Genomic DNA, 12,729 nt, shown 5'->3' with positions numbered 1-12,729 from the left:
CCTCAATCGTCACCCCGGCCTTGTGCCGGGGTCCACTTGTCCTTACGCGCTGACCTCACGCCTCTTGCGCAACGCTTGCCTCCCGGTGGAACCCGGCACAGGGCCGGGGTGACGGATGAGGAACGGATGGCGGTGCCCGCGCGGCACGCCCCGGCAGTTTGAGATGACGAAAGACCAGATGACACCCGGCAACGAACTTCTCTTCCTCGCGCTCGGCGGTTCCGGCGAGATCGGCATGAACGTCAACCTCTACGGCTGCCGCGGCAAGTGGATCATGGTCGATTGCGGGGTGATCTTCGGCAATCCCGACTATCCCGGCATCGACCTGATGCTGCCCGACCTCCAGTTCATCGAGGAACGGCTCGACGACCTGCTCGGCATTGTGCTGACTCATGGGCACGAGGATCATATCGGCGCGCTGCCCTATCTCGCCGCCGATCTCGGCGTGCCGCTCTACGCCACGCCTTTCACCGCCGGCCTGATCCACGGCAAGCTCGACGAGGAGGGCGTTGCCGACCGCGTCGAGCTCAACGTGGTGCGCGAGGAGGAGACGTTCGAGCTCGGCCCGTTCGGCATCCGCTACGTCCCGCTCGCGCACTCGATCCCCGAGGGCAACGCGGTCCTCATCGACACGCCTTATGGCCGCGTGTTCCACACCGGCGACTGGAAGATCGACGACACGCCCGTGATGGGTTCGGCCTCCACCGCGCAGGAGCTGACCGAGATCGGCGACCAGGGCGTGCTCGCGCTCGTCTGCGACTCGACCAACGTGTTCAATCCCGAGGCGTCGGGCTCGGAGCAGGAGGTCCGCGAAGGCCTCGACCGCGTCATCGCCGGCGCCAAGGGCCGCGTCCTCGTCACCACCTTCGCCTCCAACGCCGCGCGCCTCCAGACGCTGGGCGAGGCGGCGCGCGACACCGGCCGTGCAATGTGCGTCGCCGGACGCTCGCTCGAGCGCATCCTGCGCGTCGCCAAGGCCACCGGCTATCTGCGCGACTTTCCCGAGACCGTCGATTTCGACACCGCGATGACGCTGCCGCGCGACAAGGTGATGATCGTCGCCACCGGCGGGCAGGGCGAGCCGCGCGCTGCGCTCGCGCGTATCGCCGACGACACCCACCCGCTCAAGCTCGACAAGGGCGACCTCGTCGTCTTTTCGTCCAAACAGATTCCCGGCAACGAGATCGCGATCGGTCGTATCATGAACGCGCTCGCCGAGAAGGGCGTCGAGATGGTCACCGACCGCCAGGCCTTCGTCCATGTCTCGGGCCATCCGGGCCGGCCCGAGCTCGCCGAGATGTATCGCTGGATCCGCCCCGAGATCCTCGTCCCCGTCCATGGCGAGATGCGCCACATGGCCGAACAGGCGCGCTTCGGACTGGAGCAGGGGATCGCGCGCGCCGTGGTCCAGCAAAATGGCGAGATCGTCCGCCTCGCCCCCAAGGGGCCCGAGAAGCTCGGCCATGCCCCCGCCGGCCGCTTGGTGCTCGACGGCGACGTGATCCTCCCGGCGGACGGCTCGACGATCAACGAGCGCCGCAAGCTCGGCCTCTACGGCCAGATGTCGGTGGCGGTCGCGCTGCGTTCCGACGGCAGCCTCGCGGGCGAGCCCGAGGTACGCATCCAGGGTGTGCCGGTCGAGGAAGACCGCGAGCCGTTCATCGAGGAGGCATGCGAGGCGGCCGCGAAGGCGGCGTCCGCGGCAAAAAATGCGAAGGGATTGGGCGACCGCGAGAAACTGCGCGAGGCCGTGCGCCTCGCCACCCGCCGCGTCGCGGTCAAATGGACCGGCAAGAAACCGGTCGTCGATGTCCTGCTGATCGAGGTCTAAGGCACATGAGTTGGCCCAGCGCGCTGGCGATCTATTTCCTGTTCTGGTTCCTGGCGCTGTTCCTGGTGCTGCCCTTCTCGGCGCGCACCAGCGTCGAGGCAGGGGAGCCGCTGGTCCCCGGCCAGGCCGAAAGCGCGCCGCGCGCCTTCCCTGCGGGCTGGATCGCATTGCGCACCACCGCGCTCTCGGCGCTTCTCTTCGCGCTCTACTATCTCAATTACGTCAACGGCTGGATCACCGCCGACATGCTCGATTACTGGAACTGACTCGGGGTCGTGCCGGTCATCGGCTCGCCGGCCTTGTACTTGCGGTTATTCTCCTGCGCGTCCTGATAGGCGCGCTCCTCGTCCATCTTCTTGAACTGCTCGGCCGCCTTGTCCATCGACTCCAGCGCCTCGCCCTGGACCTTCTTCATGTTGACGAGAATATAGGCCGACATCGCCTCCGACACCTTGGCGGTGTCGAACGAGCGCTTGTCGAGCCGCGAATCGATCTGCTCGTTCATCGAGACGCGGCCGATCACCTTGTATTGGTCGGCGCCCTGGATCGCGAAGCCCTTGCCCAGCGCTTTCTCCGCATCGTCCGACATCTCGAAGCTGGTCTGCACGCGGGTCTTGCCCTCGCTCACGGGGATGATGTTCACCGTGTACTTCGCGACCTGCAGGCCGTTGGCATGGAAATACCAGATCATCGACTTTTCGGGCTCGCCGCCGCGAGTCACCGCGCCGCCGCGCTGGTTGTAGACCATCTTGTCGAACAGCGAGGGCAAGGGCGTCGATTCGACCACGCGATAGACTTCGTGCGCCGGCCGGTCATAGGTCTCGCCGGTTTTGAGCGGACCATGGAAATAGGCGCCCGCCGCCAAGGCCACGGCCGCGCCGCCGAACATGATTTCCTTCATCGCCTGCCCCCGATGGTTGCGGAGGCGGGATAGCGGAATCAGGTCAATCCGCTGCCAACGTCTATCCTTAATGCACGATTAGGAAACAGGGTACGCACCCCTAGGTCGCGTCGGGATCGGTCAGCGACGATCGCCGCCCGCCATCGTCCTGCTGCTCGGGCTGGTCGCGCCCCAGTCCGTCGTCGGGCTTGCGCGCGTCGCCGGGCTTCTGGTGCTCGGTCGAGATATTGGGACGGTCTTGCGTCTCCGTTGGCGGCGCATCGCCCGGCAGGTGGTTCTCGGTCGAGATATTGGGGCGGGGCTGGGTCTCGGTGCCTTTCTCGTTGGCCATGATGTTGCTCCTTCGCCGGAACAACGGCCGGGCCGCGGCGCGCGTTCCTCAGCCGAGCGCCAGCACGAAGAAGCGGTTGAAGTCGGTCGCCTGGTAGTCGGCGAAGGGCGGGCAGGGGACGAAGCCGTGCCGCGCATAGAGCGTATGCGCCGCATCGAACGCCGGCCCGGTACCGGTCTCGAGCTTGAGCGCGGTATATCCGCGTTCCCGGGCGAGCTCGATGATGTGGCGCAGCACCGCCGTCCCGACGCCGCGACCCAGCGCCGCCTCCGCAGTCCGCATCGACTTGATCTCGCCGGTCGCGTCGTCGAGCTGCTTGATCGCGCCGATCCCGAGCAGCATCTCGCCCTCCCAGGCGGAAAGGAAGGTGATGTCGGGCGTCCTGAGCCCCGACAGGTCGAGAAAATGGCAGGTCCCCGGCGGCGAGTTGGCGAGCATCCCGCCGGCGTGCAGGTCGAGCAGCCCGATCACTTGCGGGTCGTCAAGCCCGCCCTCGCGAATCTCCACCTCAGACTTCGTCGATAAAGCCGGCCAGCGTGTCGATGCACGCATGGGCAAGCGCCTTGCACCGCTCGGGCGACCAGCCGAACTCGGCGTCGGGGCTCGGGTCATGGTCCTTGAACGGCATCTCGAGCGTCATCGACACCGCGCCGAAGCGCTCGGCGAGCTGGTTGGTCGACATCGACAGATTGGCCTGTCCGGGCGCCGACTTCTCATAGCCCTTCTCGAGCTGGAACAGCGGTGTCGCCGCCGCCAGGCGCTGGCCGAACGCATAGAATTTCGCGCCCAGCGCATCGGTCCAAGACGGGATCCCCTCGAACCCGGCCAGGAAGTTGGCCGGGATCGCCTCGTCGCCATGCACGTCCATCGCGAAGTCGACACCCGTCTCGTCCATCGCGCCGCGCACCAGGAACACCTCCGGGCTCTTCTCCATCGACGGCGAGTGCCATTCGCGGTTGAGGTTCACGCCGGCGGCATTGGTGCGCAGATGCCCGCGGAAGCTCCCGTCCGGGTTCATGTTGGGGACGATGTGCAGCGTCGCCTTGCCGCGCAGCGCCTTGGCCGCGGCGTCGTCCGGATCGGTGAGTTTATCCAGCGCCCCTTCCATCCACCATTCGGCCATCGATTCGCCGGGATGCTGGCGGGCATAGAGCCACACTTGCTTCGGACCCTCGCCCAGCGTCAGCAGGTCGAGCGCGCGCCCGTCGAGCGTCTGGCCGAGCTCGCGATGCGTCACGCCGGGTTGCGCTGCCATCCGCGCGATCAGGTCGGCGTGGCGCTCCATCGAATAGGGCGCGAAATAGGCGAACCAAGCGACGTCGCCATCGAAGCCGTGCGAGAAGCTGAACACCCCGTCGGCATAGCTCCCGTCGGTCAGCCGCCATGCCGCGCGGTCGGTGCTCACCCGCGCGCGGTAGCCCGGCCAGCCGAACGCATAAGCCGCGCTGCCCGCATTGGTGATGCGGAAGGTCAACCGCCGTCCGCGTGCGCCTGCGACACGGAAGTGGAACCACTGGTAGAAATCGGACTGGTGGTCGGGAACGATCTCGAGATCGACGGTGTCGCCATCGATCCCGATCAGGCGGATGTTGCCGCTGTCGAACGCGGCATTGATGTGGATGGTCATTTGACTGTGATAGTGATGCCCGACTGCCCCGGAAAGCCCTTGAACAGCGCTGCGGCGAGCCGTCCGGCCGAATCCGCGGGCTGCGACCCCGGCGCGCCGCCCAGCGTCTCGGTGATCGCCCTGCCTTCCCAGATCACGGTGTTGTCGCCGTGGCGGCGCAGCTGCACCGCCAGCTCGGCGCCATAGACGGTGCGCGTCTTGCTCCCGATGCCGAAGCTCGCGCCGCCGCCGACGCCGACATTGCCCCCGAAGCTTCCGCCGCCGAGGCCGATCGTCACTGGCGGGCGCGTGCGCACCTGGCCGCGGTCGGTACGCACGAAGTCGACCGTCGCGATATAGTCCGCGCGCGCGCCGGCCGCGGCAGGCGTGAAGCCCATTCGTGCCAGTTCGGAACCGACCGCGTCGGCATAGAGCTGATATTCCGGGCCCGCGGCATTGTCCTTGGGCTGGATCGAAACCGCGCCCGCGGGGATCGGCTGCGAGAGATGATAGCGCGTCACGTCCACCGGTGCCGCGCGCCCGCCGCCGGTGGTCGAGCAGCCGCCCGCCAGCACGGCGACGGCGGCAAGGGCGATCAGGGCGCGGGTCTTCATCGGAACACTCCTCCTGCCGTCCGCAGCGAACGGCTCAACGCGGTCAACATCGTTACGTGCCCGCAGGTTCCGCTCAGCGCAAGCCTCTCGTCGGAACCGCGCGGAGACGCCGCTCGTTGCCTCCCGCATGTTCGACCATACCGGCGTCGTCGTCTCGGATCTCGCCGCCGCGCGCCGCTTCTACGATGCGGTGGCGGGGGCGCTCGGACTCGCCACGGCCGACAATGGCGACCAGGCCTTCCTGTTCGGCAAGAGCGCGGAGGAGCCGATTCCCTATTTGTGGGTCGGCACGCTCCGTCCGTCCTATTGGGTCGAGGGTTCGCGTGCCGGGATCAACCAGATGCATATCGCCTTCGTCGCGCAGAGCCGCGGGATGGTCGACGAATTCCATCGCGCCGCGATCGCAGCGGGCGGGCGCGACAATGGCGCGCCGGGTCCGCGCGAGGGGGCGGGGAATTATTACGGTGCGTTCGTGCTCGATCCCGACGGCAACAATATCGAGGCCGCGTGGCGCTGGTAGCGGATGAAATCCGCGCAAAACCGCGCGCGCTTCCTTGACTTCACGAGGCTTCCACTCTAGGCGGGCGCCTCTTTCCGGCACCAGCCACACAATTCGAGACACAAGAGACCGGTCATGAAGATCGTGAACAGCCTGAAGTCGCTCAAGGGGCGGCACCGTGACAACCGCGTGATCCGCCGCCGCGGCCGCGTGTACGTCATCAACAAGACCCAGCGCCGCTTCAAGGCCCGCCAGGGCTGAAGCACGACGCCATGGGAGAGGTCCGCGCCGCTATCTTCGATATCGGCAACGTCCTTTTCACCTGGCATCCGCGGTTCCTCTACGAGCGCCTGATCGAGGACGATCGGGCGCTCGCGGCGTTTCTGGACGAGGTCGTCACGCTCGACTGGCATTTCCAGCACGACGAAGGCCGCGACTTCGCCGAGACCTCGGCCGAGCGGATCGCCGAGTTCCCCGAGCATGCCGAGCTGATCGCCGCATGGGGGCCGCGCTTCAACGAGAGCGTCGGCGGCCCGGTGCCGGGCATGCACGAGCTGGTCGCCGAGCTCGATTCGGCCGGGGTGCCGTTGTTCGCGATCACCAATTTCAGCCACGAATTCTTCCCGCCCTTCCGCCAGGAATGGCCCGCGCTGTTCGATCGCTTTCGCGACGTCGTCGTCTCGGGCGAGGAGAAGCTGCTCAAGCCTGACGCCAGGATCTACAACCTCGCCTTGACCCGCTTCGGGCTCGAGCCGCACGAGGCGATCTTCATCGACGACAACGCCGCCAACGTCGCCGGCGCACAGGCCGTCGGCCTCCGCTCGGTGCTGTTCAAGGGCGCGCCCGGTCTGCGTGGCGAACTCGCCGCCGCAGGCCTGCTCGCCGCCTAACCCCGATTCTTCAACTCGTCGCCGAGGATGCGCACCACGTGCAGCACGTTGGTCGATCCCGGCGTGCCGAAGGGAACGCCGGCGCACACGATCACGCGGTCGCCGGCCTTGGCGATGCCGTGGCGCAGCGCCATGCGCTTGGCCTTGGCCACCATCTCCTCGAACGAATCGACGTCGCGCGTGTGCACCGCGTGGGTGCCCCACAACAGGCCCATGCGCCGCGCGGTCTCGATCTTCGGCGTCAGCACCAGGATCGGCACCGACGGGCGCTCGCGCGCGATGCGCCGTGCGGTCGAGCCCGACATGGTGAAGCAGATGATCGCCGTCGCCGACACCGTCGTCGCGATCGACTTGGCCGCCTCGGCCAGCGCGTCGGCGGTGGTGGGGTCGGGCCGCGTCACGGTGAAGTGCACGCGGTCGCCATGCGCCGGGTCGCGCTCCACTGAATCGGCGATCGCGTCCATCATCGTCACCGATTCGATCGGCCACTGGCCCGCCGCGCTCTCGGCCGAGAGCATGATCGCGTCGGCGCCGTCATAGACCGCGGTGGCGACGTCGGAGACCTCGGCGCGGGTCGGCGAGGGCGAGGTGATCATCGATTCGAGCATCTGCGTCGCGACGATCACCGGACGGCCCATGCGGCGCGCGGTCTCGACGATGCGCTTCTGCAGCGGCGGCACGCTCTGCGGCGGCAATTCGACGCCGAGATCGCCGCGCGCCACCATCACCCCGTCGCACGCCTCGACGATCTCCTCGATCCGGGTGACCGCGCTCGGCTTCTCGATCTTGGCGAGCAGCGCCGCGCCGCCGCCGATCAGCCGCCGCGCTTCGGCCAGGTCCTCGGGCCGCTGCACGAAGGAGAGGGCGATCCAGTCGACTTTCTGCTCGACCGCGAAGGCGAGGTCGCTGCGATCCTTCTCGGTCAGCGCCGCGAGCGGCAGGATCATGTCGGGGACGTTGAGCCCCTTGGAGTTCGACAGCGTGCCGCCGACTTCGACCCGCGTCTCGATCCAGTCCATGCCATAGCGCGTCACGCGCAGCACCATCTTGCCGTCGTCGAGCAGCAGCCGCGCGCCTTCGGTCACCGCCTCGAAGATCTCGCGGTGCGGCAGCTCGACGCGGGTCGCGTCGCCCGGGGTCTTGTCGCGGTCGAGGCGGAAGGTCGCGCCGGTCTCGAGCAGCACCCGCCCTTCGGCGAACTTGCCGACGCGCAGCTTCGGGCCCTGCAGGTCGGCGAGGATCGTGGTCGGGCGCCCGGTGCTCTTCTCGAGCGCACGGATCGCCTCGATCACCGGGATCTTCGAGTCCTGGTCGCCATGGCTCATGTTGATGCGGAAGGCGTCGGCGCCCGCGGCGTGGAGCGCGGCGATCATCTCGGGCGAGTTGCTCGCCGGGCCGAGCGTCGCAAGCACGCGCACCTTTCGCGATCGCGGGTGCATTGCCTTCGTCATCGCCGATATCTCCAAGCTTGTGCGCGCCGTTCCCTAACGGCAAATGCCGATGATACAACCGTGGAGGCGAACAATGACAACGCCAGACATCACTAGGCTGGACCGAATCGACGACCGCATCGCTGCCGAAGCCTTTCGCCGCCTCGTCCGCCATCTGCGCCACCGCACCGATGCCGAGAATATCGAGCTGATGGGTCTCGCCGGCTTCTGCCGCAATTGCCTCGCCGACTGGCTCGAGGAAGCGAGCCGCGGCCAGCTCGACAAGGAGGCTGCGCGCCAGGCGATCTACGGCATGCCCTATGCGCAGTGGAAGGCGCAGCACCAGGGCGAGGCGACGCCCGAGCAGATCGCCCGGATGAACGCCAGCATCGCTCGCAACAAGCGCGAGGCCGAGCTCGACGAGGCGCTCGACGAGAGTTTCCCGGCGAGTGACCCGCCCTCGATGACGGGTCCTCGCAGGTAAGGGAGGGGCCGGAGCCCTCCCGGTTCAGAAAATGTGTGCGAGCAGCGCGTCGTCCGGCGCGATGCCGAGCAGCACGAGGTCGGGCGCCGCATCGTCGGAAGGCGCGAAGTCCGTCCCCGCATCCGCAAGCGTAAGGGCCGCGGCTGCCCCGCCGCCTCCGCCCACCATCACGTCGCCCGCCGTCAGCTGCGCCTTGGCCACGCCAGTCAGCACAATCTGGTTGCCGCCGCCGAGATGGATGACGCTGTTGCCGCTGCCATCGTCCTGGGTCGCCGCGAGCACTGCGTCGAAATTGGCGAAACCCAGCGCCGAGAGGTCGAGCTTGTCGATCCCGGTGCGGAAGTCGGCGATCGTATCCGCGCCCGAACCGGTCCCGAACACGAAGATATCCGTCCCGCCATCGCCATAGAGCAGGTCGTCCCCGCCCATGCCGTTGAGGCGGTCGTCGCCGCCGCCACCCATCAGCCAGTTGGTCGACGCGCTGCCCGTCAGCTGGTTGTCGAGTTCGTTGCCCACGCCGTAGAAGGTCGTCCCGAACAGCGTCAGGTTCTCGACATTGTCGTCGAGGATGTACATCTGGCCCGCCATATCGGCGAACACCCAGTCGATCCCTTCGCCGGCATTCTCGAACACCTCGCCCGCGCGATCGACATAATAGTCGTCATTGCCGGTGCCGCCGCGCAGCGCGTCGAGCCCGCTGCCCCCGTTCAGCAAGTCGCTGCCCGCGCCTCCGAAGAGCTGGTCGTCCCCACTGCCGCCCTCGAGCCTGTTGCCCACGTCGTCGCCGCCATAGAGTATGTCGTCGCCGCCATAGCCGAGGAGCCAGTCGGAGCCGCCGCCGCCATGGATCACATTGGCGCCATCGGTCGCCTCGACCCGCTGCCCGAACTCGTTGCCCGTGAAGTCGATCGGCAGGTCGTTGGGCGCGTGATTCACCGGCCGCAGGCTCAGGTTGACGAACTCGATCGACTGCCCGGCCGCCAGCGTGTAGGAGACGCCCAGGATCAGCGTGTCGCTGCCGTTCCCGTCGGCCTCGTTCACCTGGGCGTTGGCGTCGCTCACCCAATATTCGTCGTTGCCGCTGCCGCCGATCATGATGTCGGCGCCTTCGCCGCTGAGCAGCCGGTCGTTGCCGGCCCCGCCGTCCAGCGTATCCGCGCCGCCGCCGCCGACCAGCGTGTCGTTGCCGGCGCCGCCCTCGAGCAGATTCTCGTGCTGGCTGCCGGTGATATAATTGTCGAGCGCGTTGCCGGTGCCGCGCGTCGCCGCGCCGACAAGGGTCAGATTCTCGACATTGGCATCGAGCGTATAGTCGAACCCGGCGACCACCGTATCGGTGCCCTCACCCGCGCTCTCGAACACCTCGCCCGCGCGGTCGACATGGTAAGTGTCGTCCCCGGTCATGCCGAGCAGGATGTCCGCCCCGGTGCCGCCCTCGATCAGGTCGTTGCCGCCGCCTGCTAAGATCACATCGTTGCCGTCGTCGCCGTACAGGGTGTCGTTGCCGTCGCCGCTGGTGATGCCGTCGTCGCCACCCATGCCGAAGATGATGTGGCCGGCACTGGCGGTGGCGATGATGTTGCTGCCCTGATCGTTGCCGATCGCGAAGAAGCTGCCGGTGCCGGCATAGGTCAGCATCTCGACATGATCGCCCAGCCGCATACTCGAGAGGGTGGAACGCACCTCGTCGCGATTGCCGCCATTGGCTTCCTCGACCACCCGGTCGCCGGCATCGTCGACATAATAGATGTCGTCCTCGGTGCCGCCGGTCATCAGGTCCGCCCCGGTGCCGCCGTCGAGCACGTCGGCGCCGCCGTTGCCGGTCAGCGTGTCGTTGCCCCCGCCGCCGAGCAGCGTGTTCGCGACTTCGTTGCCGGTCAGCACGTCCCAGTAGATCGAGCCGGTGAGGTTCTCGATGCCGGTCAGCTGGTCGCCCTCGCTCGAGGTCACCGTCTCATTGAGCGCCGCCGAACCCAGCGTCACCGTCACGCCCAGCGCCGCGCCGGTGAAGTCGACGGTATCGATCCCCGCGCCGCCGTTGAGCACGTCGGCGCCCGTCCCGCCCAGCAGCGTGTCGTCGCCGTCGCCGCCCAGCAGCGTGTCGTCTCCCGGGCCGGCATTCAACACATCGTTGCCGGCACCACCGTCGAGCAGGTTCGCGACCGTGGACCCCGTCAGCACGTCGTCGAACGCCGATCCCTCGAGATTCTCGATCGCGCTGAAGCGGATGCGCGGCACGCCGTCGGTGAAGATCGCGCCCTGCATCAGGTTGGCGGTGACGCCTGCGGACGCATTGGCGAAGCTCGCGGTGTCGATCCCCGCGCCGCCGTTGAAGATGTCAAAGCCCTCGCCGGCGACGAAGCGGTCGTTACCGTTGCCGCCCAGCATGCTCTCGTGGTCGGCCGTGCCCATGAACACATCGTCATTGGCGGTGCCGTTGACGGTCGTGCGGATCGCGCCCGCCGACAGCATGTCCTCGCGATAGTCGTCCAGGATCTCGACGACGCGCACCTGGGCCGTGCCGTTGCCGCCGTTGACGGCGATATAATAGGTGCCGCTGGTCGGCGCGAAGAAATGTTCGTCGCCCAGCTCGGGACGCGTCAGCTGATTGCCGGCCGCATCGTACGCGTTGAGACCGTAAAAGCCTCCTTCCCTGACGAGCCGATAGCTCTTGCCGCCGACCAGCTCGATCGCGAACCAGTCGGTGTCGGCCTGTGATTCGAAGGTGACCGTGCGGTCGATGCCGACCTGCATCGTGCCGGCGGTCGAGATATTGTTCGGCAGATCGTCGGCATAGCGGCTGACGGCGACAGTGTAGCCCCCGCCGGCGAGGTTGCCGTTGGCCGACAGATAATATTTGCCCGTCGTGGCAGCGGTATAGGAAAACAGCGCCACGTTGCCGATCAGGTTGACCGGCGTGCCGGCGAGCAGCTTGCCGTCGGGCCCGATCAGGTCGACCGTGGTCGAAAAATTCCCGCCCGTCTGCTGGAAGACGTAAGATTGGCCGGCGGTCAGCTCCACGCCGATCCAATCCGAGTCGGCCAGACCTTCCCAGATGCCATTGGTCCAGCTGCCCACGACCACCGTCCGTGTCGTATTGGCGTTATCGGGCACGTCGTTCGGTAGTGCGGTCGCGGTTACGGTATAGGCCGCGTTGCCGTTGTTGGTTCCGCCCTGCGCTGCGACATAATAGGTGCCGGCCGTCCTCGCCGAGAAGATGAGCGACGAAATGTCCGTAGCTGCCTCGAGCAGATTGCCCGATGCATCGTAGATTCGGATCGGCCCCGAAGAGACGCCGCTGCCCACGCCGACGTTGAACTGATAGCTCCCTTCGGACAGCGTGATGGCATGCCAGTCGACATCCTGGCTCGCTTCCCAGGTGCCCGTCGCAGGCGATCCGATGGCGAAGCTCCCGGCGGTCGCCGCCGTCTCGCCGCGATCATCGGCGACCGCGTTCAGCGAAACCGTATACGTGCTGGTCGACAGTGTGCTCAGATAGTAGGTCCCGGTGGTGGCAGCGGTGAAATGCAGGCTGGTCGAGCCGAATTCGACGAGTTTCCCGGTCGCGTCGGCGATATACATCTGATTCACGAAGCCGGTGGTCGACATGACATAGCTTTGTCCCGCGGTCAGCTCGACGCGGTGCCAATCCCGGTTGAAGGCGCCTGATTGGGAGATCGATGCCGTCTGGCCGACCGCGAGCGTCAGATTGGTCGTGATATCGGCGGGCGTCGCGTCGTTCATGTCGGTGACGTTGACCGAGTATGGGCGTGCACCCTGGAAATCCGTCGCCGAAACCCAATAGTCGCCCGTGGTCGGCGCGACGAAGTTGATGAGATTCGAAAACTGCCCCGGCGCGGTGAACGGCGTTCCATCAGGCAGGAACAGCTTCAGCATGATGTTGGGGATATTGCTGACATCGATTTGGTAGGTTTTCCCGGCTTCGAGCCGCACCCGCAGATAATCCGAGTCCCCGCGATACTCGAACTGACCCGTACCCGTCGCAACCATATCTTCCCCCTCGAAACCACGCACGCCGCGTGGACGGACCTCGCGTGCTCAACCGCTTGGGCTGAAACCGGAATTCCCCCACGCCAAAGCTTAGTCGCGATTGTGACGGCGACAAGTCTTTAGCATGATACT

Annotated in this window: 13 protein-coding genes; 6 read left to right on the top strand and 7 right to left on the bottom strand. The window is 66.9% G+C overall.

Translation table 11 applies throughout. The features are described from left to right. Positions 1 to 178 precede the first annotated feature (178 nt). Both ACO227_RS18480 and ACO227_RS18475 read left to right on the top strand, forming a co-directional pair. Positions 179 to 1,831, top strand: a complete 1,653-nt coding sequence (locus ACO227_RS18480) for a ribonuclease J (protein ID WP_423607395.1) — start codon at positions 179 to 181, stop codon at positions 1,829 to 1,831. Positions 1,832 to 1,836: 5 nt separating this feature from the next. Then, complete coding sequence (locus tag ACO227_RS18475; RefSeq protein ID WP_423603896.1) at positions 1,837 to 2,097, top strand: DUF1467 family protein; 261 nt, start codon at positions 1,837 to 1,839, stop codon at positions 2,095 to 2,097. On the opposite strand, the gene ACO227_RS18470 is transcribed toward ACO227_RS18475, so the two are convergent. The 5 genes from ACO227_RS18470 to ACO227_RS18450 form a co-directional block, all read right to left on the bottom strand. Then, the gene (locus ACO227_RS18470) at positions 2,085 to 2,732 is read right to left on the bottom strand and encodes a hypothetical protein (protein ID WP_423603895.1); all 648 of its coding nucleotides are present in this window, start codon (positions 2,730 to 2,732) and stop codon (positions 2,085 to 2,087) included. The two genes, ACO227_RS18475 and ACO227_RS18470, sit on opposite strands and share 13 nt — an antisense overlap. A gap of 100 nt (positions 2,733 to 2,832) precedes the next feature. Then, entirely contained in the window at positions 2,833 to 3,063 is a 231-nt protein-coding gene (locus ACO227_RS18465; protein WP_423603894.1) for a hypothetical protein, read from the bottom strand. Between the two features lie 48 nt (positions 3,064 to 3,111). Beyond that, positions 3,112 to 3,570 carry a GNAT family N-acetyltransferase gene (locus ACO227_RS18460; protein WP_423603892.1) on the bottom strand — a complete coding sequence of 153 codons (459 nt, stop codon included), beginning with the start codon at positions 3,568 to 3,570 and terminating at the stop codon, positions 3,112 to 3,114. Between the two features lies 1 nt (position 3,571). After that, positions 3,572 to 4,690, bottom strand: coding sequence for a M14 family metallopeptidase (locus ACO227_RS18455; protein ID WP_423603890.1), 1,119 nt, complete (start codon positions 4,688 to 4,690; stop codon positions 3,572 to 3,574). Beyond that, entirely contained in the window at positions 4,687 to 5,283 is a 597-nt protein-coding gene (locus ACO227_RS18450) for a DUF4136 domain-containing protein (protein ID WP_423603889.1), read from the bottom strand. Before ACO227_RS18450 ends, ACO227_RS18455 begins: the two co-directional genes overlap by 4 nt. A 127-nt stretch (positions 5,284 to 5,410) precedes the next feature. Between ACO227_RS18450 and ACO227_RS18445 the strand changes: the two genes are divergently transcribed. The 3 genes from ACO227_RS18445 (at position 5,411) to ACO227_RS18435 (ending at position 6,672) form a co-directional block, all read left to right on the top strand. Further along, on the top strand, positions 5,411 to 5,803 hold the full coding sequence (locus ACO227_RS18445; RefSeq protein WP_423603887.1) for a VOC family protein: 393 nt from the start codon (positions 5,411 to 5,413) through the stop codon (positions 5,801 to 5,803). A 114-nt stretch (positions 5,804 to 5,917) separates the two neighbouring features. Then, positions 5,918 to 6,043 (top strand): type B 50S ribosomal protein L36, encoded by a 126-nt coding sequence (gene ykgO, locus ACO227_RS18440; RefSeq protein WP_066575973.1) that lies wholly within the window; start codon positions 5,918 to 5,920, stop codon positions 6,041 to 6,043. A gap of 11 nt (positions 6,044 to 6,054) precedes the next feature. Further along, entirely contained in the window at positions 6,055 to 6,672 is a 618-nt protein-coding gene (locus ACO227_RS18435) for an HAD family hydrolase (RefSeq protein ID WP_423603883.1), read from the top strand. Here the strand turns inward: ACO227_RS18435 and pyk are convergent. Continuing rightward, positions 6,669 to 8,123 carry a pyruvate kinase gene (gene pyk / locus ACO227_RS18430; protein WP_423603881.1) on the bottom strand — a complete coding sequence of 485 codons (1,455 nt, stop codon included), beginning with the start codon at positions 8,121 to 8,123 and terminating at the stop codon, positions 6,669 to 6,671. The two genes, ACO227_RS18435 and pyk, sit on opposite strands and share 4 nt — an antisense overlap. Before the next feature lie 73 nt (positions 8,124 to 8,196). Here pyk and ACO227_RS18425 point away from each other — a divergent pair, with 73 nt between their 5' ends. Next, a complete protein-coding gene (locus tag ACO227_RS18425; protein WP_343519989.1) occupies positions 8,197 to 8,586 on the top strand; it encodes a DUF1244 domain-containing protein in 390 nt (129 codons plus the stop codon). Between the two features lie 24 nt (positions 8,587 to 8,610). Here ACO227_RS18425 and ACO227_RS18420 read toward each other — a convergent pair whose 3' ends face one another. Beyond that, complete coding sequence (locus tag ACO227_RS18420) at positions 8,611 to 12,597, bottom strand: beta strand repeat-containing protein (RefSeq protein ID WP_423603879.1); 3,987 nt, start codon at positions 12,595 to 12,597, stop codon at positions 8,611 to 8,613. Positions 12,598 to 12,729 lie beyond the last annotated feature (132 nt).

The sequence above is a fragment of the Sphingomonas sp. MS122 genome (assembly GCF_049532975.1).
In the GTDB taxonomy this organism is placed as follows: Bacteria; Pseudomonadota; Alphaproteobacteria; order Sphingomonadales; family Sphingomonadaceae; genus Sphingomonas.
The sequence above is the reverse complement of the archived record's forward strand: the minus strand, read 5'-3'. Positions and strand labels throughout refer to the sequence as shown.